The sequence below is a fragment of the Minwuia sp. genome, from assembly GCF_048263705.1.
GTDB lineage: Bacteria > Pseudomonadota > Alphaproteobacteria > Minwuiales > Minwuiaceae > Minwuia.
Genome location: NZ_JBLXDV010000001.1, coordinates 404,490 through 427,337 on the forward strand (window position 1 = coordinate 404,490; position 22,848 = coordinate 427,337).

Consider the following 22,848-nt stretch of genomic DNA (forward strand, 5'->3'; position numbering starts at 1 on the left):
AAGGTTGATTGTCCAGATGATGCGGACGATAGACAGGTCAACAGCGATGACCAACAGAAAGTGATCTCCCATGACCGATGCCGCGATCAGCCGCTATCCCGTGCCCGATATCAACGACCTGCCCGATGACCTGAAGGAGATGGTCCTGACCGTGCAGGAGAAATCCGGATTCGTGCCGAACGTGTTTCTGGGCATGGCCCACCGGCCCGACGAGATGCGCGCCTTCTTCGCGATGCACGATGCGCTGATGGAGCGCGAAGGCAACCTGACCAAGGCCGAGAAGGAGATGATCGTGGTGGCGACCTCTGCGGCGAACGGCTGTCAGTACTGTGTCGTCGCCCACGGCGCGATCCTGCGTATCCGGGCGAAGAACCCGCTGATCGCCGATCAGGTGGCCATCAACTATCGCAAGGCCGATATCACCCCGCGTCAGATGGCCATGCTGGATTTCGCCATGAAGGTCTGCCTCGACAGCCGCAGCATCAACGACGATGACTTCGAGACCCTGCGCGGCCATGGCTTCGATGATGAGGACATCTGGGACATTGCCGGGATCACGGCCTTCTTCGGTCTCAGCAACCGGGTCGCGAATTTCACGTCCATGCGCCCGAACGACGAATTCTACGCCATGGGTCGCGGGTAGGGTTCCAGCCCCGCCGCGTAGCGTTTCAGGCAGTCCAGCCCCAAATCGGTTGGCGCCTGAGTTGGCGCGCGGTCGTGGACGGGGCCCAGTTCCAGGCGCTGTGCGGTCAGGCGCTTGCCGTAGCAGATGAACTGTTCGACCGACTGCATCAGGAACGTGACCAGCGGCAGGATATCGGCGTAGACTTTCTCGGCCCCGGTCTCGTCGCCGGACAGCAGCATCTCCCAGATGCGGACCTGAACATCGGCCAGTTCCGGCGCGATGATCATGCCGCTGCAGCCCGCTCGGAAATTGTCTGTCAGCTCGAGTCCGCCCCGGCCATTGAGGACATCCAGCCGGTCCCCGGTCGCTTCGATGGCCGCCCGGATGTCCAGTGCTGACCCCTCACCCTTCAGCAGCGTGAAGTTCGGACAACGTTCGGCGAGCCGCACCAGTCCGCTGTCCGACAGGCTGTTGGGCAGAAAGGCCGGCGCGTTCTGGATCGCGCAGGGCAGGGGGCTGGCGTTCATCACTTCCGCAAAGAAGGAAAGCAGTTCGGCCTCGCTGACCGTGCGGTCGCGCGGCGGCTGGAGTATCACCCAGTCGACCCCCAGTCGGGCCGCCTGCTCGACAAAGGCGATCTGCTCGGGCGGCTGGTTGCCGTAGACGGTGATGGAAACCGGAACGCGGCCCGCCGTGTCCTCGATCAGCCAGCGCATCACGTCCAGCCGCTCCGCCGGCGTCAGCTTGTGCACCTCGGTTGCCAGTCCCAGCGCCGCCATGCCGTGCGCGCCGGACGCGATACAGGCTTCCGTCTGCCGTCGCATGGCGTCACGGTCCAGCGCGCCGTCTGCGTCAAAGAAGGCGTACAGGATGGCGTAGATGCCGCGTCCCAGACCGCTGGCGGTCGATGGATGACCCTGCTGTAAACTCATATGGCCATCCCCGCCCTGCGCGGGGATCCGGTGCGGCGCTGCCGCGAGTCGCTGCCTTCGCCGGATGCCCGCGCAAGGCGGGCATGACACTTTGGTGCCGGGTCGGACACCGTCACCTGATCCGTGCAGCTATTCAAAACAGTGCTCCTTGCCGGGAAACTGGCGGGTGCGTACGTCGTCAGCATAGGCGGCGACCGCTTCCCGGGCACCCGTCGCGTGCTCGGCATAACGCTTGACGAATTTAGGCGCGTAATCGCTGGCGCGCCCCAGCAGATCGTTGATCACCAGGATCTGTCCGTCGCAGGCCGGCGATGCGCCGATCCCGATGGTCGGCGTCGATACCGTCTCGGTGATTTCGCGGGCCAGCGGCTCGATGGTGCCCTCGATGACGATGGCAAACGCACCGGCGTCGCAGATGGCCTTTGCGTCGGCCATGATCTTCTCCGCCATGCCGGTCTTGCGGCCCTGCGTGCGGAACCCGCCGAGCATCGCGGCCTTCTGCGGCATTAGGCCGACATGGCCCAGCACGGGAACGCCGCGTTCGGTCAGGAATTTCACCGTGGGGGCCATTTCCTGACCGCCCTCCAGCTTGATCGCCGAACAGCCGGTTTCGCGCATGATATGGGTGGCATTGCGGAAGGCCGTCTCCGGGCTCTCCTCGACCGTGCCGAACGGCATGTCCACGACGACGAGGGCATGCGACGCGCCGCGCACCACCGCCTTGCCGTGCAGGACCATCATGTCGATTGTCACGCCCTGCGTATTCGGCAGGCCGTGGACCACCATGCCGAGAGAATCCCCGACAAGGATCAGATCGACCAGATCGTCGATCTCACAGGCGGTCGGATGGTCGTAGGCGGTCAGCGCCACGATTGGCACCTTGCCCTTGCGCGCGCGAATTGCGGGAACACTCAGGGCCTTTGGGGGCGTACTCATCACACGAGACTTTCCTGATCTGGAAGACAGTCGTGCTGAGCGTAGTGCGTGGCGGGAGGGAACGACACCGTTCCGCCGACATGGGCGGGTTGCATCGAAGCGGCAGCGCGGCCTCAGGCCGTGGCCTGCTCCTTCAGTTCGGCGTCCGGGTCGGACAGCTGTTCGACGACCAGACCCAGTCTGGCGATCAGGTCATCAAGTGCCGGACTGGTCTCCTCCGGCGATGCGATCGCGATGCGCAGGGCCTCCACATGAACGGTGTATGATTCGTGGCAGAAGACTTCCTGTGCCTGCATGCGCGAGATCAGTTCACTCATGCTGGTGGCGATCTCGCATATCTTTCCGATCTGCAGAAACGACGCGATCTCGACGATCTCCACGGCGCGCGCATAGGCCTGCGCGAGGGCTGCGTGCGGGAAATCATCGCTGTCGGCGCACTGTCGGCCCCGTTCGCGCAGAAATTCCAGGTTCAGGCGGATGCGGTTCAGCGCCTGACCTGACATGGCCGCAATCGCCGTGTTCGCGTCGGCCAGGCACTGCGCACGCGACTTGCCGCCCGGTTTTCGTGCCATCTTCGCGAACGAGGAGACCGTGGTCGTGTCGATACGCACATCTTCCCGGGCCTGCGTCATCCGACGATTGCCAGTTCGCTGTCGGCTGCCGTCCGGTCTGCTGGATCGGCATTGCGCACGTCCGTCGCGCGCCGCGCCTTTGCGGCCCCCATGCGGTCGACGTTGATCCGGCGGCACGGGCCGCAATAGGGTTCCGATTCGACGAAGGGTCTCGGCTTCAGTGCCAGCCATGCCAGACGGTCGTAGATCGCCGTGGCGGTCAGCGGTGTCGTCATGACCATATTCGCACCGCTGTCTCGCGACGCCAGAACGTCCCGGTAGCGGGAATGGCCGTAGGTCAGCAGGATCGGTATCTCCCGCGCTGTCGCCGTTTCGCTGCGTCGGATTTCCGCCACGATGCGGCGCGTGTCATCGGCACCCAGGGAATTGTCCAGAATGGCCAGGTCGATCCAGCCGCCCGCGAGCGCCTGCCGTGCGGCCTTCACGTCTCCGACCAGTTCGATGTGCCGGATGCCGAAGCCGCGCAGGATCGAATCATAGAGCTTGGAGGTGATCGTGCTCTGATGGCCGATCAGTATCCGCGCTTCTGAAAAATTCGGTGCGTGGGTCATCGTTGTGGCAGGTCCATTCCGATCCATGCCGTGAGGGCAAGTTGTCAGAAGGGATAGGACGCTGTTCGGTTTAACATTTGTTTAATTGAGGGCGTCGTCAGCCGCGAAACGCTGTGTTTTTTGGTTGCCCGATCAATTGAATATCGCGGTTTGTAGTAACTGCGTAAGTCTTCAGAAGCCGATGGCGCGATCGGCGGGCATGATGTCGAAGGCCACGCTGATCCGTTTCTCGTCGGTTTCGAACGGGATCGTGCGATGACCGAAATAGGCCGGGAACAGGACAATCAGTCCTTCGCGCGGCCGGATCAGCCGGACCGGCGGTTCATTCTGCGCGTCCAGCATGTAGTAGGCGCGCCCGAACTCCAGCCAGCCCGCCGGTTCCCGGGCGGGGTCTTCCATGATCCGGGGCAGCTTCGGATAGTAGACGCCGCTCAACCAGGACGGCGGATGGAAGTGAACGTCCTGAAAGCCGCCCCGGTCGATGATGTTCGCCCAGCATGCGATCTCGGTCTTTTCGGGACGGCGGGCCAGAAACGGGTGATCGGCATCGACCGGATGCGCCGCGCGATAGTGCGCCGTCGCGGTTTCGATGATCGACCGGAACGCGGTCGCGACCGGATCATCGCCGTCCAGCAGTTCGCGCGTGCTCTGCCCGCCCTTCAGCGAACGGTTCAGGGGGGAATAGGACAGGCTGGGGTGCGGTTCGATATAGCTGACGAACGCCGTGTTGAACGCCTCAATGGAATCGAACCCCTCGGGCGCGGCAGCCATCTCGGCCAGAACCAGACCATCGATATCGTAGATCGACCGGGCTTCATCGTGGCGTCCGAGTTCGTTCAGGGCCATGGCCTTGTAGGCCAGCGCGGTATTGTCGCCGGGGCGGGCGTCCAGCGCCTGTTCGGCGAAGGCCAGCGCGCTTTCGGGATCGCGGTTCCTGAAGTGCGTCAGGGCAAGCATGTTCATGAAGTCGGACGAGCCGGGATGGGTCGACAGCGCCCGGCCCAGCACCTTCAATGCCTCGTCGGTCCGCCCGGAGACAGCCAGCGCATAGCCCAGATCGTAGGTGATGTTGGGGTCGTTCTGGAAGCTGCGCGAGGCCTGGCGGTGCGGCTCGATCGCTTCCTCGAACCGGCCCGCCTTGCTCAACAGGTGGCCCAGATTGCGCTGCGCCGCGGCGTGTTTCGGGTTCAGGCGCACGGCTTCCTTATAGGCGGACAGCGCGCCTTCCAGATCGTTCTTGCGGCTCAGCACGGTGCCGAGGTTGAAATGCACGTCCGGATTTTCCGCGCTGATCACCAGGGCCTGCCGATAGGCCTTTTCAGCACCGTCCGCATCGCCGGCCTGCTGCAGCGAGGCGCCGATCTGTTCCAGGATGCCGACATGTCCCGGCGCGTGCTTCAACGCCTTCTTCAGGGTTTCGGCGGCGGCCAGCCACTTGCGGTTGGCGTACTGCGCCCGTCCCAGGTTGGCGAGCACGTTCACATCGTCGGGCAGGCGTTTCAGCAGCCCTTCGAACACGTCTTCGGATTCCAGTGTCCGTCCCGCCAACCCTAGAAAGACGCCCAGATTGAACTGGATCTCAGGCACGGACGGATCGGCCTTGGCGGCCATCTGCAGGAAGTTCAGCGCGATGTCGGTACGTCCGCGCGCCTGCTCGGCCATGCCGGAGATGAACAGCGCGGGCGCGCTGCGCGGCTGCACCTCCAGCACCTGCTTGGCGGCGCGCAGGGCGACCTTCGCCTTGCCGTTGCGCATGGCGTCGCTGGCTTCCTTCAACAGGGCATCGATCTTGTCTGCATCGGCCATCCGGTTCAGCGTCCCTTGAACTGCGGTTTGCGTTTTTCCATGAAGGCCGTGCGGCCCTCGACGAAATCGGCGCTGGCGAAACAGGCCATGATGGCATCGTCGCAGGCATCCAGATCGCGGCTTCCCGGATCCTTCAGCAGCTCGTCCACGGACATCTTCGCCGCTTTCATCGTCAGCGGTGCGTTCTCGGCGATCAGCCCGGCATAGTCGCGCACATATTGTTCCAGCTCTGCGGCGGGGACGACGCGGTTGACCAGGCCCATCATCCGCGCTTCCTCGTGATCGAATTGCCGCGCGGTGAAGAATATCTCCTTGGCGAACGACGGTCCGACAATGCCGATCAGCCGCTTGATCCCCTGCCAGGCATAGCCCAGCCCCAGACGTGCCGCGGGCACCGCAAAGCGCGTGTTGTCGGCGGCGATACGAATGTCCGCGGTCAGTGAAACCGCCAGCCCGCCGCCGATGCAATAGCCGTTGATCATGGCGATGACCGGCTTGGGCGACGCGATCAGGGCCGCCTGCGCCTTGCCCGAAATCGCATCGTACAGCTTCGTGGTCTCGGGTGAATTGCGCTTCTCGCCGAATTCGGAAATGTCCGCGCCCGCGATGAAGGCCCGGTCGCCCGCGCCCTTCAGCACGATGACCCGGATCGCGTCGTCGGCCAGGAAGTCTTCCATGATCGCGGGGATGGCCGCCCACATCTCGACCGAGACGGCGTTGCGCTTTTCCGGCTGGTTGAAGGTGATCCAGCCGATGGCCCCGTCCTTCTCCGCCAGCATCTTGGTCGTGTCGAGTTTCATGTGTTTTCCCCGGTCGCGTTGGTCGTGCCGCCTTCGGATGCCGTCATCCCGGCCCTGTGCCGGGATCCGGAGCGGCGTTGCCGCAAGTCATAGGTTCGACCGGATGCCGGGACAAGCCCGGCATGACGCGTGATCGGGTTTCAGATCACGCCGTCCCGGCGCAGCCGTTCGATTTCGTCGGTTTCATAGCCTGCCTCGGCCAGAATGTCGCCGGTTTCCGCGCCCTTGTCGCCCGCGCGCCGCCACAGTTTCGGGTCGCTGCCCGACAGGGTGATCGGCTGTGCCACCAGTTTCAGTTCCGGCCCACCATCTTCGACCGCGCGGGCCATGCCCAGGTGCTGCACCTGCGGATCGGCGAAAGTCTGGTCGATGCTGTTGATCGGGCCGCAGGGCACGCCCGCCGCATTGAGGGTCTCGATCCAGTCCGCCGTCGTGCGGGTCTTCAGGATGTCGGCGATCCGCGCGTTCAACGCATCGCGGTTGCGGTAGCGCTGCCCGCCGTCGAGATAGTCCGGATCGTCGATCAGGTCCGCCGCACCGATGGCATGGCAGAAGCGTTCGTACAGCTTTTGCCCGGCAGGCGCCGCGTTCATGTAGCCGTCGGCGGTGGGGTAGGCGTTGGTCGGTACGCCGGTCGGATGTTCGTTGCCGACCTGGCCCGCGACCTCGCCGTCCATCAGCCAGCGCGCGGCCTGAAAGTCCAGCATGAAGGTCTGCGCCTGCAAGAGGCTGGTCTGCACCCACTGGCCCTTGCCGGTGCGCGCCCGCTGGATCAGCGCCATCATCGCGCCCTGTGCCGCAAGCAGACCGGCCGTCAGGTCGGCCACCGGAATGCCCACCCGCATCGGCCCGCGCCCGGGCTCCCCGGTGATCGACATCAGGCCGCCCATGCCCTGTGCGATCTGGTCGACGCCGGGGCGTTTCTCGTAGGGCCCGTCCTGTCCGAAACCGGAGATCGAGACATAGATCAGCCCTTCGTTCACCGCCGACAGGTCTTCATAGGCGATCTTCAGGCGATGCTTCACGTCGGGGCGATAGTTCTCGACCACCACGTCCGCCGTTTCGGCCAGCTTCAGCAGCACGGCCCGGCCCGCATCGGACTTCAGGTTCAGCTCCATCGACCGCTTGTTGCGATGCAGGTTCTGGAAGTCCGGGCCCTTGCGCGGTCCGCCCAGTCCGCCGTCGCCGCCCGCGCTGTCCGGCACCTCGATCTTGATCACGTCCGCGCCCCAGTCCGCGAACTGCCGCACCGCCGTCGGGCCCGCCCGAACCCGCGTCAGGTCCAGCACGCGTATCCCGCTGAGTGGTAGATCGGTCATCGTCGTTCCTCCCTCGTGCGCAGAGTTTAGGGGGCGCTGAAAATACTTGCACGGACGATCTCGCACACTCTCCGCCGTCCCGGGACGTGATCCCGGGACCCAGCCGGGCGCATCCGTCGGACTGGGCTGCGGGATCAAGTCCCGCAGCGGGCTGGTGTTATTGTTGTCAGGCTTGCGATAACCTTGGTGGACCTGATACCGATTCCGGAAGATACCCATGCCTCTCAGCACCGTTGGCCCGACGTCCCGCACCTATTTCTCGCAGCGGATGCGCCTGCATTACGTGGACTGGGGCAATCACGACAAGCCGCCGCTGCTGCTCGTCCACGGGGGCAGGGACCATTGCCGCAACTGGGACTGGGTGGCCGAGCGCTTCCGCGACGACTGGCACGTCATTGCGCCGGACCTGCGCGGCCATGGCGACAGCGAATGGTCGACCGACGGCACCTACACGATGCTGGGATATGTCTACGATCTGGCGCAACTGATCCATCAGCAGGGTCTGGCACCGGTGACCATCGTCTCGCACTCGCTGGGCGGCAATATCTCGCTGCGCTACACCGGCCTCTATCCCGAGAACGTCCGCCGCCTGGTCGCCATCGAGGGGATGGGACCGTCGCCGAAGGTGATCGCCGAGCGCGCGGGCGAGACCATCGACCTGCGCCTGCGGAACTGGATCGACGGCGTGCGCGGTTCGTCGGGCCGCAGCCCGCGGAAGTACGCCTCCATCGAAGACGCCTTCAGCCGCATGCAGGAGGAGAACAAGCACCTCTCGCCCGAACAGGCCCGCCACCTGACCGTGCAGGGCGTGAACCAGAACGAGGACGGCACCTATTCCTGGAAGTTCGACAATTACGTCCGCAACTGGCCGCCCTATGACATGCCCGAAGAAGACCTGCAGCACCTCTGGGGCCGCATCACCTGTCCGACCCTGCTGGTCTACGGTGCCGACAGCTGGGCCTCGAACCCGGTCGAGGACGGAAGGATCAAACACTTCAACAACGCCGAAGTCGTCACCTACGACCGCGCGGGGCACTGGGTCCAGCACGATCGGCTGGATGACTTCTGCGACCGGGTTGAAGCGTTTATCAAATAGCGAGGCGTTTCGTTGGCACTTGCTGATGCTTGCACGTCATCCCGGCCTTGTGCCGGGAACCGGGAAGAAGTCCATCCGGCCATATCGGTCCAGAGTGGGACTCGGCGCTGGACCCCGGCACAAGGCCGGGGTGACAGTTCGCATGTGAGGCAATGACCATGACCCTCCGCCTCGCCCTCATCGCTGACATTCACCACGGACCCGATCAGGGCACGAAGATCGGCACTGCCGCCGTGCGGTTGCTGCGCGACCTGCTGCCGGAGATGAAGGCCGTGGATGCCCATGCGGTGATCGAGCTGGGGGACCGCATCAACGATGTGGACCACGACACCGACATCGCGCTGCAGCGGGAGGTGGCCGAGCAGTTCGGGCTGGCGGGGATCGAGGCGGCGCATCTGCTGGGCAATCACGACAATCACCAGATCAGCCGGGCCGAGGCCGAGAACGCCTTCCAGCGCAGCTTCGACAGCTATTCGTTCGACGTGAACGGCTTCCACATCGTGATCTGGAACGCTCACACCCACCTGACGCGGGAGCGGGGCTTCCACTTTGCCGAGGGCGATCTGGACTGGCTGCGGGCCGACCTCGCCGCGACGGACCGCCCGACCGTGATCTGCACCCATGCGCCGCTCGACAACGGTTCGATGGTCGGCAATTTCTATTTCGAGCGGTTGCCGCAGTACGCGGGCTATGAGACCGAGGGCGCGGCGGCCCGCGAGATCATCGAGCGCAGCGGCGTGGTGGTACTCTGTCTGGCGGGCCACACCCACTGGAACGCGGTCAATGTGATCGACGGCATCCCCTATGTGACGATCCACTCCCTGACCGAGAGCTTCACCACCGCGGGCAAGCCGACCGGCGCGTGGGGCATGGTCGAGATCGGCGAGATCATCGACGTACAGGTCTTCGGACGCGACCCGGCACGCTATCTGCTGCCGCGCCGCGATCTGTCCGCGCACTGGCTGCACAAGCACAAACCCTGGGCACCGAAGCCGCCGTCAGCGGCCTGATCCGGCACGCGTCAGCGCATGTTGCCGCTGCGGTTGGCGTAGCGGACGGCCTCTTCGGCGGCGCGCATCAAGGCCTTGGCCTTGTTGACGGTCTCCTGATATTCGGCTTCCGGGTCGCTGTCGGCGACGACACCGCCGCCGGCCTGCACATACATCACGCCGTCCTTGACGACGGCGGTGCGCAGCACGATGGCCGTGTCCATGGCCCCGTCTGCCGAAAAATAGCCGATCCCGCCCGCATAGAGATGGCGCTTGTCCTTCTCCAGCTCCTCAATGATTTCCATCGCGCGGACCTTCGGCGCGCCGCTGACCGTGCCGGCCGGAAAGCCGCCGATCAGCGCGTCCAGCGCATCATGGTTCTCGTCATCCAGTTCGCCGGTGACGTTGGAGACGATGTGCATCACGTGGCTGTAGCGCTCGATGACGAACTTCTCGGTCACCTTCACCGAGCCGATCTTCGAGACCCGCCCGACATCGTTGCGCCCCAGGTCCAGCAGCATCAGGTGCTCGGCCAGTTCCTTCGGATCGGACAGCAGGTCCTCCGCCAGCGCGACATCTTCGGCGGGTGTCGCGCCGCGCGGGCGCGTGCCCGCCAGCGGGCGCACGGTGACCTCGCCATCGCGCACCCGGACCAGGATCTCGGGGCTGGACCCGACAACCGAGAAATCGCCGAAGTCGAGGAAATACATGAAGGGCGAAGGGTTGGTGCGGCGCAGCGCGCGATAGAGCGCCAGCGGCGGCAGCGTGAACGGCACCTCGAAACGCTGCGACGGCACGATCTGGAAGATGTCGCCCGCCCGGATGTATTCCTTCGCGCGTTCCACCATCGCGTGATACTCGGCCCGCGTCGTGTTCGACGTCGGTTCGGGCAGGGTGCCGATGTCTTCCGTTGCGCTGCGGTTGTGGGGCAGGGCGCGATCGAAATCGGCCACCGCATCGGCCAGCCGCTCGCAGGCGCGGGCATAGGCCTGCCGCGCGCCCACACCGGATTCGGGCCAGACCGGCGTGACGATCGTGACCATGTCCCGGACGCTGTCGAAGATGGCGATCACGGTAGGCCGCACGAACAGCGCATCCGGCACGCCCAGCGCGTCGCGGTTGCCCGACGGCAGACGTTCCATCAGCTTGACCGTGTCATAGGCCATATAACCGAACAGGCCCGCTGACATGGGGGGCAGTTCCTGCGGCAGGTCGATGTGGATTTCCGCCAGCAGCTTGCGGAAGCTTTCCAGCGTCGGATCGGGACAGGGTTCGAAGGCATCCGGATCGAAACGCGCCGAACGGTTGATCTCCGCCCTGTTGCCCTGCGCCCGCCAGATCAGGTCCGGCTTCATGCCGATGAAGGAATAGCGGCCGCGGATCGCGCCACCCTCGACCGATTCCAGCAGGAAGCAGTTGGGACGTCCGTCCGTCAGTTTCATGTAGGCGGAAACCGGCGTCTCCAGATCGGCCACGATTTCGGTATAGACGACCTGGCCGTCTCCCTGATCGTAGCGGTTCTGGAAGTCCTGCAGACTCGGCGTGAAGCTCATCGGATCAGTTCAGGTAGATGTTGTTCGGATCGACGGCCTGGCGGTAGGCGGGCTCCATGATGCTGTAGCCCACATCCTCGCGCAGCGCCTCAAGGTACTGCGACATCAGATCCTCGGCGAAGGCCTCGCCGATGGTGCGCGTCAGCACGCCGACCTGCGCGTCATCTTCATCGATCTCGGCGGGCTTGATGGCATCGACGGTCGCGATCAACTGGCTGCCGTCGGTCGGTGCAGCACCGGACACGGCCTCGCCGGCGGAGGCGCTGAACGCGGCCTGCCGTGCCTCGCCGGCCAGTGAGGGCGCGCCGCTCTGGCGGGTGATGCCTTCGACGGTTTCGATCTCGACTTCCAGTTCGGCGGCGATCTCGGCCAGCGTTGCGCCGCCCTGTATCCGCTCCATCAGCCGGGCCCGCTCGGTGGCGGCCAGTTCGGCCAGCTTCTGACGCTTCCAGGCGCCGGCAACATCATCGCGCACCTCGTCGAACGGGCGCAGGGCGGGTTCGGCGATCGTCAGCGGTTCGACCAGAAGCAGGGACCCGTCGTCGAGTTCCTGCGCGATCAGTTCGTCTCCGGGCTGGGTGCCGAAGAGTATCTGCAGGGCTTCGGGCGGCAGATCTGCCGCGACGGCATCGCCTTCCGCCGTCCGACCGGCCCGATCGACTGGCGGCAGGTCCTCGGCCTGCATCTCCAGCGCGACCGCAACGTCGGCGACGCGGCCCCCGCCGGCCAGTTCATCCTCGATGCGGTTCGAGAATTCGACAAGCCGATACTGAGCTTCCTCCAGCTTCAGGTCGCTGATGATGGTTTCGCGCACCTCATCAAGCGGCTGCACGACCTCTTCCGTCACGTCCCCTACCTGGATCAGATGCCACCCGAAGGTGCTCTCGACAGGGCCGGTGACGGTGTTCGCTTCCGCCGCGAAAGCCGCGTCCCCGACCTCGCCCGGCAGTTCGCCCGAACGCACGACGCCAAGATCGATGGGGGCCGCACCGGTGGCTTCCTGCACGACGGTTTCGAAGGTGACGCCTTCGTTGATGCGTGCCATCGCGGCGCTGGCGGTCTCCTCGGTCTGGAAGATGGCCTGTTTGACGGCCCGCGTACCCGCCGTGGTGAACTCGGCGATCCGCGATTCGTAGGCCGTTTGGATGGGACGTTCGTCGATCACCAGATCACCGGTCAGGTCCTGCGCCGTGATGTGCAGAACCTTGGCACTGCGGCGCTCGGGCGACGAGAAAAGCTGGGGGTTGTCCTGGTGAAACGTTTTCAGTTCGTCTTCGGCGGGCTCGCTCGCGCTGGCCAGCTGGTCGTTGGCAATCTCGATGAAGCTGACGTCGCGTGCCTCAAGCTGGTAGGCGAGAATCGCACGGGCCAGCGGATCCTGACCGTCCTGCAGCCCGGCCGTGATGGTGGACTCGATCTGGCGGTTGATCATGTCCTCGCGCAGGCTTTCGATGAACTGCTGTTCGCTGAAGCCCGCGTTCCGCATGATCGTGTCGAACCGGATGCGGTCGAAATTGCCCGCCGGACCCTGGAAGGCCGGGTCGGACTGGATGGCCGCGGCCACGGCCTGATCCGAAACGCCCAGATTCCAGTCTTCCGCCTGGGCCAGCAGCGCGTTGCGATCAATCAGTGCCGACAGGGTCTGTGCGTAAAGACCGGCTGCGATGGCCGTCTGCGTGTCGATGGGTCGGTTTTGCTGACGCCGTACGGCCTGAATGCGCCGCTGTGCCTCGTTGATGAAGGCGTTGCTGCGGATCTCGCGGTCGCCGACGTGGGCGACGGGCGGGTTCACGGGTGCGGTGACATAATCGGCGACACCCCACATCGCGAAGCTGAGAATCAGGAGGGCAAGCAGGGCACGCACGACCCATTTGGTCATGCCTTTCTGGGCGTTCTGCATCATGACTGGTACGCGGCTCCGCATCTTGAGAATGGCTGGCGGACATTAGTCGCCACATTGCCCGCCCGCAACTGCTGCCAGACGGTGACGTGGCAGCTTTTCCGGGTTATGCAACGGCAAATCATCAACAATGCGGGAGTGATGGCATGCTGATCGCCGGAAACTGGAAAATGAACGGATCGCTGGCGGATATCGGAAGCTTTGCCGACGCACTGTCGAAGAACATCCGAAAGGCCGGGGAGGTCTCCCTGCTGATCTGCCCGCCGTCGATCTTCATTCACCCGCTGATGGGCGCTTTCGCAAAGGCCGGGCTTTCGGACAGGGTCTCTGTCGGCGCGCAGGATTGTCACGTCGCGGAAAGCGGCGCGCATACCGGCGATGTCGCCGCCGCGATGATCGCCGAAGCGCGGTGCAGCCACATCATCGTCGGCCATTCCGAACGCCGCACCGACCATCTGGAAGACAGCGCGCTGGTAAAATCCAAGGCCGAGGCCGCCATCCGGGCCGGGCTGACCGCGATCGTCTGCATCGGCGAGACCGAGGCTCAGCATCAGGCGGGCGAAACCGACGCCGTGCTGGCGGCGCAGATCCGCGGCTCGTTGCCGGCGGGCGCGACGGCCGGGAACACCGTCATCGCCTATGAACCGGTCTGGGCCATCGGCACCGGTCTGACGCCCTCGTTGACGGATATCGAGAATGCACACCGCCATATCGCCGAGATCGCCGGAGAAATGGTCCAGGGGCAGGTGCCTGCCATCCTGTATGGCGGTTCGGTAAAGCCTTCCAACGCCGCCGAGATTCTGGCGGTTGAGGGCGTCGGCGGCGCACTGGTCGGCGGTGCCAGCCTGAAGGCGGAGGACTTTCTGGGGATTGCTGCAGCCGCGCCCTGATCGGTCGGGCTCATTCGCCGCGCCCGTGAACAGGGTTTGAACCCTTTCCACAGCGTCCCCAAATGTGTAAAAGCGCGCGTCCGATCCAAACAGCCTGGAAACAGAACACCCCATGGTCACAGTCATTCTTGTCATCCACGTCCTGATCGCCATCGCCCTGATCGGCATCATCCTGATGCAGCGCTCCGAAGGCGGTGCGCTCGGCATGGGCGGCGGTGGCGGTGGCGGCGGCATGGGCGGTATCATGTCAGGCCGGGGCACGGCGAACCTGCTGACGCGCGGCACGGCGGTGCTTGCGGCCGGTTTCTTCGCGACCTCGATCATTCTGGCGATTCTGGTGGGCGGCGATCGCGAATCGGGATCGATTCTCGATCAGCCGGTTCAGGAACAGCCGGTTCTGCCGAGCGGCCCCGTCGTTCCGCAGTCAGACTAACCTACTGAAAACAGGACATCCGGCGCCGGTCGCGAGATCGGCGCTTTTTCGTGCGCGCATTATCCGTTAAGGGGAAGGTCCATGACGCGGTACATCTTCATCACCGGCGGCGTGGTCTCCTCTCTGGGCAAAGGACTGGCGTCAGCCTCTCTGGGCGCGCTGTTGCAGGCGCGGGGCTACACGGTCCGCCTGCGCAAGCTCGACCCCTACATCAACGTCGATCCGGGCACCATGAGCCCCTATCAGCACGGCGAGGTCTACGTCACCGAGGACGGGGCGGAGACCGATCTGGACCTGGGCCATTACGAGCGCTTCACCGGTGTGGATGCGCTGCAGTCGGACAATGTCACGACGGGGCGCATCTATCAGACGGTGATCGAGCGGGAGCGGCGCGGGGACTATCTGGGCGCGACGGTGCAGGTGATCCCGCACATCACCGATGCCATCAAGGAGTTCATCCAGGCGGGCACCGAAGGCCATGATTTCGTGCTGGTCGAAATCGGGGGCACGGTCGGCGATATCGAAAGCCTGCCGTTTCTGGAAGCCATTCGCCAGTTGGGTCAGCAGCTTGGCCGTGACCGCGCCATGTTCGTGCACCTGACCCTGGTGCCCTACATCAAGGCGGCGGGCGAACTGAAGACCAAGCCGACGCAGCATTCGGTGAAGGAACTGCGTTCCATCGGTATCCAGCCGGAGATGCTGGTGTGCCGCTGTGAGACCGGCATTCCCGAGGGCGAGCGCCGCAAGATCGCACTGTTCTGCAACGTGCGCGCCGAGGCGGTGATCCAGGCACCCGATATCGACAACATCTACAACGCGCCGATCATGTTCCACGCGCAGGGGCTGGACAACGAGGTGCTGGCGCATTTCCGTCTGGATTCGAACGACGAGCCGGACCTGACGCGCTGGAAGCGGATCGGCGAGCGGGTGAGCAGTCCCGAGGGCGCGGTCAAGATCGGCATCGTCGGCAAGTACATCGGCCTGCCGGATGCCTACAAGTCGCTGGCCGAAGCCCTGCGTCACGGTGGCATCCACAACAATGTCCGTGTCGATATCGAATGGTTGGATTCCGAACTGTTCGAGAACGACAGCGCGGCGGTCCAGCGGCTGGAGGATGTGCACGCGATCCTGGTCCCCGGCGGTTTCGGCGAGCGCGGTGCGGAAGGCAAGGTCAAGGCCGTGCAGTTCGCGCGCACCCGCAATGTGCCCTACTTCGGAATCTGCTTCGGCATGCAGATGGCGGTGGTCGAGGCGGCCCGCAGCCTGGTCGGCCTGAACGATGCCAGCTCGACCGAGTTCGGGGAGTGCCAGGACCCGGTGGTGGGGCTGATGACCGAATGGGAAACCGAGACCGGCATCACCGCAAAACGCACCAACAGGGACGACAAGGGCGGCACCCTGCGACTCGGGCGCTATCCTTGTGAGTTGAAGGAAGGATCGAAAGCCGCTGAAATATATGAAACTTCCCTCATCAGTGAGCGCCACCGGCATCGCTACGAGGTGAACGTCAACTACCGCGAGGTGCTGGAGGCCAATGGCCTGACCTTCTCCGGCCTGTCGCCCGACGGGCTTTTGCCCGAGATCGTGGAACTGGAAGATCACCCCTGGTTCATCGGCGTGCAGTTCCACCCCGAATTGAAATCCAAGCCGTTCGACCCACATCCACTGTTCGCCTCGTTCATCGAGGCGGCCGTGAAACAGTCACGACTGGTCTGACCCATGCCTGATAGCGCGAAGACACCTGCACCCGGCCGCATGACTGCGGGATCGGTGACCATGGGCAATGACCTGCCGCTGGTGATCATTGCCGGTCCCTGCCAGCTGGAAAGCCGCGACCACGCGATCGAGATGGCAACGGCGATCCGCGAGATCGGCGCGCGCACCGGCGTGCAGATGATCTACAAGTCCAGCTTCGACAAGGCCAACCGCACCAGCCTGAAGGGCGCGCGCGGACTGGGGCTGGAGAAGTCGCTGGCGGTCTTCGAGGAGATCCGGTCTTCCGTCGGCCTGCCGGTGCTGACCGACATCCATACCGCCGAGCAGTGCGCGATCGTCGCGCCGTCGGTCGACGTGCTTCAGATCCCGGCCTTCCTGTGCCGCCAGACCGACCTGCTGCTGGCCGCCGGCGAGACAGGCTGCGCGATCAACGTGAAGAAGGGGCAGTTCCTGGCCCCCTGGGACATGAAGAACGTCGCCGACAAGATCCTTTCGACGGGCAACACCAATGTGTCCGTCTGCGAGCGCGGGGCCAGCTTCGGCTACAACACGCTGGTCACCGATTTCCGCAGCCTGCCGATCATGGCACAGCAGACCGGATGCCCGGTCGTGTTCGATGCCACCCATTCGGTGCAGCAGCCGGGCGGTCAGGGCGGCAGTTCCGGCGGCGACCGGACCATGGTGCCCTATCTGGCGCGCGCGGCGGCGGCGGTCGGCGTGGCGGCGATCTTCATGGAAACCCATCAGGATCCGGACAACGCGCCCTCCGACGGGCCGAACATGGTGCCCGTACAGGAGCTTGAGGCGCTGGTCGCGACCCTGAAGCAGTATGACGCCCTGACCAAGGCGCTCTGACGCCACCGGAGATTTCGGCGGGTGTGGCGCATTGCCCGGGATTTATCTCGCCCTTTGTGATTTTCAGCGCCTTGGGGTACGAGATGTTCCGGCCCGGCGTTCGTCGGGTAACCGCAACCATTATCGCCAGATCAGGGGGTTCCGATGACCGCCATCATCGACATCGTAGGCCGTGAAATTCTCGACAGCCGGGGCAACCCCACGGTCGAAGTCGATGTGCATCTGGAAAGCGGTGCCTACGGGCGTGCTGCCGTGCCGTCCGGCGCGTCGACCGGCTCCTACGAGGCTGTCGAACTGCGCGATGGCGGCGACCGCTTCGGCGGCAAGGGCGTGCGGGATGCCGTCGAGGCCGTCAACGGCGAGATATTCTCCGTCCTGTCCGGCATGGATGCCAGCGACCAGCTGGCCATTGACCGGATGCTGATGGAACTGGACGGCACGCCGAACAAGGCACGCCTGGGTGCGAACGCCATTCTGGGCGTCAGCCTGGCCTGTGCCAAGGCAGCGGCAGATGCCCTCGGCCTGCCGCTCTACCGTTACGTCGGCGGTGTTTCGGCGCGGACCCTGCCGGTGCCGATGATGAACATCCTGAACGGCGGCGCGCACGCCGACAACCCGATCGACATCCAGGAATTCATGATCATGCCGGTTGGCGCGGAGAGCTTTTCGGAGGCCCTGCGGTGCGGCGCGGAGATCTTCCACGCCCTGCGCAAACGCCTGTCTGATGCGGGCCACAACACCAATGTCGGCGACGAGGGTGGCTTCGCGCCGTCACTGAAGAGTTCCGATGAAGCGCTTGGTTTCATTATGACTTCCATCGCAGCGGCGGGCTATCTGCCGGGCGAGGACGTGTTCCTGGCGCTGGATGCCGCCTCGACCGAGTTCTACAAGGGCGGCAAGTACGCGCTTGAGGGTGAGGGCAAGTCGCTCGACGCCGGCGGCATGGTCGATTACTACGCCGATCTGTGCGGACGCTACCCGATCATTTCCATCGAGGACGGATGCGCCGAGGACGACTGGGCGGGCTGGGCCGCGCTGACCGAACGTCTGGGGGACCGGGTGCAACTGGTCGGCGACGACCTGTTCGTGACCAACCCCGCGCGGCTGGCCGACGGCATCGCCCGCGACGTTGCCAATTCCATCCTGGTGAAGGTAAACCAGATCGGCACGCTCAGCGAGACGCTGGAAGCCGTCGAGATGGCGCATCATGCGTCCTACACGGCGGTGATGTCGCACCGTTCGGGCGAGACCGAGGATTCGACCATCGCCGATCTGGCGGTCGCCACCAACTGCGGACAGATCAAGACCGGTTCGCTGGCCCGCTCCGACCGCACGGCCAAATACAATCAGCTTCTGCGGATCGAGGACATGCTGGGGCCGGACGCGATCTACGCAGGCCGGTCTGTGCTGCGGTTCTGATCTGCGCAGAGTTGCCTTGAGCCGCGGCACGTAATCCGCCACTCTGCCCCGCAGTTCATTCATTCGCGGGGAGGCGAAATCATGCGCGGTCAGGGACCATTGAGCGGAATCAAGGTAGTCGAGCTGGCGGGCATTGGTCCCGGCCCCATGGGCGGGATGCTGCTGGGCGACCTCGGCGCGGACGTGGTCCGCATTGATCGCCAGACCGCCGCCGATCTGGGGATCGACCGCGGTTCAGCCAAATGGGATCTGCTCAATCGTTCCAAACGCTCTGTCGCCGCCAACCTGAAAATGGCGGAAGGCGTCGAGACCGTCCTGTCGCTGGTCGAGAAGGCGGATATTCTGATCGAGGGCATGCGGCCCGGCGTGACCGAGCGTCTGGGGCTCGGTCCCGACGAATGCTGGGCGCGCAATCCGAAGCTGGTTTATGGACGTGTCACAGGCTGGGGGCAGGAAGGTCCGATCGCGCACGCCGCCGGTCACGACATGAACTACATCGCGATCACCGGTGCGCTGCACGCCATCGGCGACACCGGCGGCGCGCCGGTTCCGCCGCTCAATCTGGTCGGTGATTTCGGCGGTGGCGCGCTCTATCTGGCGTTCGGCTGCCTGGCGGCCTACATCGAGGCCCAGAATTCTGGCAAGGGTCAGGTGGTCGATGCCGCCATGGTCGATGGTGCATCCAGTCTGATGACCGCGATCTACGGAATGAAGGCGGCGGGCCGCATGATTCAGGAGCGGGGCGCGAACCTGCTGGACGGCGGCGCACACTTCTACAGCGTCTATGAGACCAGCGATGGCAAATATGTCTCCATCGGCTCGATCGAGAAGAAGTTCTACGCGGAACTGATCGAGCGCACGGGCATGAGCCCGGACGATATGCCGGATCAGATGAACCCGAAAAAATGGCCGGAGTACAAGGAGAAGCTGGCCGCCGTGATCAGGAAGAAGACCCGCGACGAATGGGTCGAGATCATGGAGGGCACGGACGTCTGCTTCGCACCGATCCTGGATATGGACGAAGCCCCGAATCATCCCCACAACGCAGCCCGCAATACCTTCATTGAGGTCGAGGGCGTGCAACAGCCGAACGCAGCGCCCCGTTTCTCGCGCACGCCTGCGGGAACGCCGACTGTCGCGCCCAATCCGGGTCAGGATACGGCTGACGCACTGTCCGAATGGGGCTTCAGCGCCGATGAGATCGAGCGGCTGAAAGCTTCGGGCGCGGTCTCGTGAGCAGCGACAGGCTGGCGGGTCGTACCATCTGGATCACGGGTGCGGCGTCGGGCCTGGGCAAGGCCTCGGCCCTGCGCTGCGCCGAAGCCGGTGCGGGATTGATCCTGACCGATCTGAAGGCGCCGGACGAACTGGCGGCACATATCGGCGCACAGGCCCAGGCCTTCGCGCAGGACGTCACGGACGAGGAATCGTGGGACCGGATCGCCGACGCGGCGGGCGCGTTCCACGTGCTGGTCAACAATGCCGGTGTCGGGGAAAACCGGGCGTTGGCCGAAACCTCACTGGCGCAGTGGCGTCGGGTGCTGGACGTCAATCTGGATGCGGTCTTTCTGGGGACGCGTCTGGCGTTCCGGCGCATGAAGCCAGGCGGATCGGTGATCAACGTCTCGTCTGTCCTGGGCATGGTCGGCAATGTCGGAACCGCCCACTATGGCGCGTCCAAGGGCGGTGTCCGGCTGTTGACGAAACACGCCGCCGTCGAGGCCGCCCAGACCGGACTGGGGATTCGTGTGAATTCCATCCATCCGGGCTACATCGAAACGCCGATGGTGATCGACGCCGTGAACCGGCAGCCAGCGCCCGATCAGATCCGGGCCCATATCGCCGGTCGTCACCCGGTCGGCCATCTGGGCGAACCGGACGACATCGCCCATGCGGTCGTCTATCTGGCGTCCAACGAGAGCAAGTTCGTGACCGGCACCGAAACGGTCGTCGATGGCGGGTACACAGCCTGGTGAGCGCCGGCTCGTTCCCCCGCAACTTCATTGCCTGAAAGACCCAGTCATGACAGGTTGAGGGCAGGGATCAGGGGGGCTTGATCAGGGCTGGGAGGCGTTCGAGCGATGAGCAGCGTCGACGCGTCGGGAAACCGCAGGGAACCTGTGCTTCAGAATGTCGATGTCTCGTTGCGCCGGGACGCCGATGGCCGCAGCGATTCGCCATCTCTGGACCGGGACGCGCGGGTCCGGGCGGAGATGATCTCGGAGATGATCCGGGAGTCCGGACAGCTGAGGACCAGCCCGTTCGTTTTCATCGCGGTTCTGGCGATGGTTTACGTGGACCGCGCGCCGATCTGGCCGACCGTGCTGCTGATTGTGGGAACGGCCATCTTTGTCATCGTCGGGATGCGGCTTCGGCGCGCCTTCGAGGCGGCGGACCCGGTACCTGCGAATGCCGAGGCGTGGGGCTTGCGCTACACGGTGCTTTCGGGATTCGTCGGGCTGGTCTGGGGACCGGCGCTGGCCGGATACTTCGATCCCGGCTCCTATCCGTATCAGGCCTTCCTCGCCCTGCTGACCGTGGGATCGCTGTTCGCGGTGATCATGCACCGTGCGCTCTATCCGCCAGCCTTCATGGCGCTGGCGTTTCCGGCGGCCCTGCCCCTGATCGTGATGTTCGCGCTGAACGGGGACAGGATCAGCCTGGTGACCGCGCTCCTGGGCGCGCTGGGCCTGATCGGCATGATGGGATGGCTGCGCGTGCTGCATCGCCGCTTCCGGGAATCCTTCGCCCTGCGGTTCGAGAACATCGATCTGATCGAACGGCTGGAGGCGGCGCACCGGGCGGCTGAGACGGCGCGTCAGTCCGCGGAAGCCGGGGACCGCACCAAGTCGGAGTTCCTCGCCACGATCAGCCACGAACTTCGCACACCCATGAATGGCATCATCGGCATGACCGGGCTGATGCTGGGCACAAAGCTGACAGCCCAGCAGACGTCCTATGGCGAGATCATCCGGGAATCGGCGGACGCGCTGCTCAACCTGATCAATGACATTCTGGATCTGACCAAGCTTGAATCGGGGCGAATCGATCTGGACGAGAGCCCCTTCGAGCTGACCCAGACCATCGAGGGCGCAGCGGGGCTGATGGCGGAGCGGGCGCAGGCAAAGGGCCTCAGCCTGACCAGTCATATCGGTCCGGATGTGCCCGACATCATCACGGCGGATGCCGGAAGGTTGCGTCAGGTGCTGCTCAATCTGTTGAGCAACGCCATCAAGTTCACCGAAGACGGGGCGGTGGACCTGTCGGTCGATCTTGCGCCCCACGCGCGCTCGGTGCTGCGCATCCAGGTGCGCGACAGCGGTATCGGCATTGATCCTGAAACGCTGCCGCGACTGTTCCGGCCTTTCAGCCAGGCAGGCGGTATCTCGCGGCGCTATGGTGGTACGGGTCTGGGGCTGGCGATTTCCCGGCGGCTGGTGGATGCCATGGGCGGCGAGATCAGTGTCGAAAGCACGCCCGGCGAAGGCACCCTGTTCACGGTCGATATGCCGATCCGTTCAGGCAAGACCGTACGCCATCCGGAATCGCTGGAAGGCCTGCGCGTTCTGCTCGCGGGTCCGGAAGGCAGGACCCGTGACGCTGCGGCGCGGTACGCGCGCGACTGGGGCGCACATGTCGTCGAGGCGACTTCTCTCGGCGAGATGGCCGGATACCTCCGGGACACCGACTGCGTCGTGATCGACTGGCGGGTGGAGGGCGGTGCGGCACGGTTGGCGCGAGAACTTCGCGCGCATCCAGACCATGCGGACCAGCGGCTGATCCTGACGGTGCCGGTCGGTGTCATCGAATCCGTGTCGGAAGATGAAGACGCCCTGTTCGATACGCGCCTGCTTCAGCCGCTGCGGCGCAACGCGTTTCACCGGGCGCTGTCGGGGAAGGCGGCACAGGACACGGTGCATGGCGATGGCTCGATCCGGAGACCGAAACATTCCCCCGACAGGAGTCTGCGCGTGCTGGTGGTCGACGACGTCGCGGTCAATCAGAAGCTGGCGGTTTCCATCGTCGAGATGGCGGGTCACGAGGCCGTCGCGGCCGGCAGCGCACGCGAGGCGCTGCAGGCGCTGCGTGCCCTGCCGTACGATCTGGTGCTGATGGATGTCGAGATGCCGGAAATGGACGGGCTGGAAGCCACGCGCACCATCCGCCAGATGCCGGGCGCGACCGGCGAGATCAGGATCATCGCCATGACGGCCCATCCCGGCGGCACCTTCATCGACCGCTGCCTGGAGGCGGGCATGGACGGATTTCTGGCCAAGCCGCTGAATGCTGAGGAACTTTTCAGGTTGTTGGGCGCGCAGTCGGCGCATGGATCGGACACCGGCATGTCCGTTCAGGCCGGGGCGGCACACGAGCGCAAGCAGGACGGAGAGTAGGG

20 protein-coding genes are annotated in these 22,848 nt (G+C 64.7%); 11 read left to right on the forward strand and 9 right to left on the reverse strand.

What is annotated here, in order from left to right; all coding sequences use genetic code 11:
* Positions 1-70 precede the first annotated feature (70 nt).
* A complete protein-coding gene (locus ACN0X7_RS01775) occupies positions 71-643 on the forward strand; it encodes a peroxidase-related enzyme (RefSeq protein ID WP_417513466.1) in 573 nt (190 codons plus the stop codon).
* Here ACN0X7_RS01775 and ACN0X7_RS01780 read toward each other — a convergent pair.
* The 7 genes from ACN0X7_RS01780 to ACN0X7_RS01810 form a co-directional block, all read right to left on the reverse strand.
* Positions 622-1,557: a dihydrodipicolinate synthase family protein gene (locus ACN0X7_RS01780; RefSeq protein WP_417513468.1), complete on the reverse strand. Its 936-nt coding sequence runs from the start codon at positions 1,555-1,557 to the stop codon at positions 622-624. The two genes, ACN0X7_RS01775 and ACN0X7_RS01780, sit on opposite strands and share 22 nt — an antisense overlap.
* 129 nt (positions 1,558-1,686) lie before the next feature.
* Entirely contained in the window at positions 1,687-2,493 is an 807-nt protein-coding gene (panB, locus tag ACN0X7_RS01785) for a 3-methyl-2-oxobutanoate hydroxymethyltransferase (protein WP_417513470.1), read from the reverse strand.
* A gap of 113 nt (positions 2,494-2,606) precedes the next feature.
* Positions 2,607-3,125: a hypothetical protein gene (locus ACN0X7_RS01790; protein ID WP_417513472.1), complete on the reverse strand. Its 519-nt coding sequence runs from the start codon at positions 3,123-3,125 to the stop codon at positions 2,607-2,609.
* Positions 3,122-3,676 carry a hypothetical protein gene (locus tag ACN0X7_RS01795; protein WP_417513474.1) on the reverse strand — a complete coding sequence of 185 codons (555 nt, stop codon included), beginning with the start codon at positions 3,674-3,676 and terminating at the stop codon, positions 3,122-3,124. The genes ACN0X7_RS01790 and ACN0X7_RS01795 overlap by 4 nt, the downstream gene beginning before the upstream one ends.
* A gap of 171 nt (positions 3,677-3,847) precedes the next feature.
* A complete protein-coding gene (locus ACN0X7_RS01800) occupies positions 3,848-5,482 on the reverse strand; it encodes a 2OG-Fe(II) oxygenase family protein (RefSeq protein ID WP_417513476.1) in 1,635 nt (544 codons plus the stop codon).
* A 5-nt stretch (positions 5,483-5,487) separates the two neighbouring features.
* A complete protein-coding gene (locus ACN0X7_RS01805; RefSeq protein WP_417513478.1) occupies positions 5,488-6,282 on the reverse strand; it encodes an enoyl-CoA hydratase in 795 nt (264 codons plus the stop codon).
* Positions 6,283-6,422: 140 nt separating this feature from the next.
* Positions 6,423-7,601, reverse strand: a complete 1,179-nt coding sequence (locus tag ACN0X7_RS01810; RefSeq protein ID WP_417513480.1) for a CaiB/BaiF CoA transferase family protein — start codon at positions 7,599-7,601, stop codon at positions 6,423-6,425.
* 217 nt (positions 7,602-7,818) lie between these two features.
* On the opposite strand from ACN0X7_RS01810, the gene ACN0X7_RS01815 reads away from it, so the two are divergent.
* Together ACN0X7_RS01815 and ACN0X7_RS01820 are read left to right on the forward strand one after the other, a co-directional pair.
* Complete coding sequence (locus ACN0X7_RS01815) at positions 7,819-8,697, forward strand: alpha/beta fold hydrolase (RefSeq protein ID WP_417513482.1); 879 nt, start codon at positions 7,819-7,821, stop codon at positions 8,695-8,697.
* A gap of 158 nt (positions 8,698-8,855) precedes the next feature.
* Positions 8,856-9,707 (forward strand): metallophosphoesterase family protein, encoded by an 852-nt coding sequence (locus ACN0X7_RS01820; protein ID WP_417513484.1) that lies wholly within the window; start codon positions 8,856-8,858, stop codon positions 9,705-9,707.
* Between the two features lie 11 nt (positions 9,708-9,718).
* On the opposite strand, the gene trpE is transcribed toward ACN0X7_RS01820, so the two are convergent.
* On the reverse strand, positions 9,719-11,239 hold the full coding sequence (trpE, locus tag ACN0X7_RS01825) for an anthranilate synthase component I (RefSeq protein WP_417513486.1): 1,521 nt from the start codon (positions 11,237-11,239) through the stop codon (positions 9,719-9,721).
* Between the two features lie 4 nt (positions 11,240-11,243).
* Positions 11,244-13,142 carry a SurA N-terminal domain-containing protein gene (locus tag ACN0X7_RS01830; RefSeq protein ID WP_417513488.1) on the reverse strand — a complete coding sequence of 633 codons (1,899 nt, stop codon included), beginning with the start codon at positions 13,140-13,142 and terminating at the stop codon, positions 11,244-11,246.
* Between the two features lie 143 nt (positions 13,143-13,285).
* Between ACN0X7_RS01830 and tpiA the strand changes: the two genes are divergently transcribed.
* From tpiA to ACN0X7_RS01870, 8 genes are all read left to right on the forward strand, one after another.
* The gene (gene tpiA / locus ACN0X7_RS01835) at positions 13,286-14,029 is read left to right on the forward strand and encodes a triose-phosphate isomerase (protein ID WP_417513490.1); all 744 of its coding nucleotides are present in this window, start codon (positions 13,286-13,288) and stop codon (positions 14,027-14,029) included.
* A 112-nt stretch (positions 14,030-14,141) separates the two neighbouring features.
* Positions 14,142-14,462, forward strand: a complete 321-nt coding sequence (secG, locus tag ACN0X7_RS01840) for a preprotein translocase subunit SecG (protein ID WP_417513492.1) — start codon at positions 14,142-14,144, stop codon at positions 14,460-14,462.
* Between the two features lie 81 nt (positions 14,463-14,543).
* Complete coding sequence (locus tag ACN0X7_RS01845; RefSeq protein WP_417513494.1) at positions 14,544-16,178, forward strand: CTP synthase; 1,635 nt, start codon at positions 14,544-14,546, stop codon at positions 16,176-16,178.
* A 3-nt stretch (positions 16,179-16,181) separates the two neighbouring features.
* Positions 16,182-17,033 (forward strand): 3-deoxy-8-phosphooctulonate synthase, encoded by an 852-nt coding sequence (gene kdsA, locus ACN0X7_RS01850; RefSeq protein WP_417513496.1) that lies wholly within the window; start codon positions 16,182-16,184, stop codon positions 17,031-17,033.
* A gap of 144 nt (positions 17,034-17,177) precedes the next feature.
* The gene (gene eno / locus ACN0X7_RS01855) at positions 17,178-18,452 is read left to right on the forward strand and encodes a phosphopyruvate hydratase (protein WP_417513498.1); all 1,275 of its coding nucleotides are present in this window, start codon (positions 17,178-17,180) and stop codon (positions 18,450-18,452) included.
* 81 nt (positions 18,453-18,533) lie between these two features.
* Positions 18,534-19,688 (forward strand): CaiB/BaiF CoA transferase family protein, encoded by a 1,155-nt coding sequence (locus tag ACN0X7_RS01860; RefSeq protein ID WP_417513500.1) that lies wholly within the window; start codon positions 18,534-18,536, stop codon positions 19,686-19,688.
* Positions 19,685-20,428 carry an SDR family oxidoreductase gene (locus ACN0X7_RS01865; protein WP_417513502.1) on the forward strand — a complete coding sequence of 248 codons (744 nt, stop codon included), beginning with the start codon at positions 19,685-19,687 and terminating at the stop codon, positions 20,426-20,428. The genes ACN0X7_RS01860 and ACN0X7_RS01865 overlap by 4 nt, the downstream gene beginning before the upstream one ends.
* 105 nt (positions 20,429-20,533) lie before the next feature.
* Entirely contained in the window at positions 20,534-22,846 is a 2,313-nt protein-coding gene (locus ACN0X7_RS01870) for an ATP-binding protein (RefSeq protein WP_417513504.1), read from the forward strand.
* Positions 22,847-22,848: the final 2 nt, after the last annotated feature.

What these genes read in the sequence shown, in the direction of transcription:
- ACN0X7_RS01860 (WP_417513500.1), top strand. Translation starts at nt 18,534, where the DNA reads ATGCGCGGTCAGGGACCATTGAGCGGAATCAAGGTAGTCGAGCTGGCG.
- ACN0X7_RS01830 (WP_417513488.1), bottom strand. Translation starts at nt 13,142, where the DNA reads ATGATGCAGAACGCCCAGAAAGGCATGACCAAATGGGTCGTGCGTGCC.
- tpiA (WP_417513490.1), top strand. Translation starts at nt 13,286, where the DNA reads ATGCTGATCGCCGGAAACTGGAAAATGAACGGATCGCTGGCGGATATC.
- ACN0X7_RS01800 (WP_417513476.1), bottom strand. Translation starts at nt 5,482, where the DNA reads ATGGCCGATGCAGACAAGATCGATGCCCTGTTGAAGGAAGCCAGCGAC.
- ACN0X7_RS01780 (WP_417513468.1), bottom strand. Translation starts at nt 1,557, where the DNA reads ATGAGTTTACAGCAGGGTCATCCATCGACCGCCAGCGGTCTGGGACGC.
- ACN0X7_RS01805 (WP_417513478.1), bottom strand. Translation starts at nt 6,282, where the DNA reads ATGAAACTCGACACGACCAAGATGCTGGCGGAGAAGGACGGGGCCATC.
- secG (WP_417513492.1), top strand. Translation starts at nt 14,142, where the DNA reads ATGGTCACAGTCATTCTTGTCATCCACGTCCTGATCGCCATCGCCCTG.
- ACN0X7_RS01775 (WP_417513466.1), top strand. Translation starts at nt 71, where the DNA reads ATGACCGATGCCGCGATCAGCCGCTATCCCGTGCCCGATATCAACGAC.
- ACN0X7_RS01820 (WP_417513484.1), top strand. Translation starts at nt 8,856, where the DNA reads ATGACCCTCCGCCTCGCCCTCATCGCTGACATTCACCACGGACCCGAT.
- kdsA (WP_417513496.1), top strand. Translation starts at nt 16,182, where the DNA reads ATGCCTGATAGCGCGAAGACACCTGCACCCGGCCGCATGACTGCGGGA.
- ACN0X7_RS01815 (WP_417513482.1), top strand. Translation starts at nt 7,819, where the DNA reads ATGCCTCTCAGCACCGTTGGCCCGACGTCCCGCACCTATTTCTCGCAG.
- ACN0X7_RS01790 (WP_417513472.1), bottom strand. Translation starts at nt 3,125, where the DNA reads ATGACGCAGGCCCGGGAAGATGTGCGTATCGACACGACCACGGTCTCC.
- eno (WP_417513498.1), top strand. Translation starts at nt 17,178, where the DNA reads ATGACCGCCATCATCGACATCGTAGGCCGTGAAATTCTCGACAGCCGG.
- ACN0X7_RS01845 (WP_417513494.1), top strand. Translation starts at nt 14,544, where the DNA reads ATGACGCGGTACATCTTCATCACCGGCGGCGTGGTCTCCTCTCTGGGC.
- panB (WP_417513470.1), bottom strand. Translation starts at nt 2,493, where the DNA reads ATGAGTACGCCCCCAAAGGCCCTGAGTGTTCCCGCAATTCGCGCGCGC.
- ACN0X7_RS01795 (WP_417513474.1), bottom strand. Translation starts at nt 3,676, where the DNA reads ATGACCCACGCACCGAATTTTTCAGAAGCGCGGATACTGATCGGCCAT.
- trpE (WP_417513486.1), bottom strand. Translation starts at nt 11,239, where the DNA reads ATGAGCTTCACGCCGAGTCTGCAGGACTTCCAGAACCGCTACGATCAG.
- ACN0X7_RS01810 (WP_417513480.1), bottom strand. Translation starts at nt 7,601, where the DNA reads ATGACCGATCTACCACTCAGCGGGATACGCGTGCTGGACCTGACGCGG.
- ACN0X7_RS01870 (WP_417513504.1), top strand. Translation starts at nt 20,534, where the DNA reads ATGAGCAGCGTCGACGCGTCGGGAAACCGCAGGGAACCTGTGCTTCAG.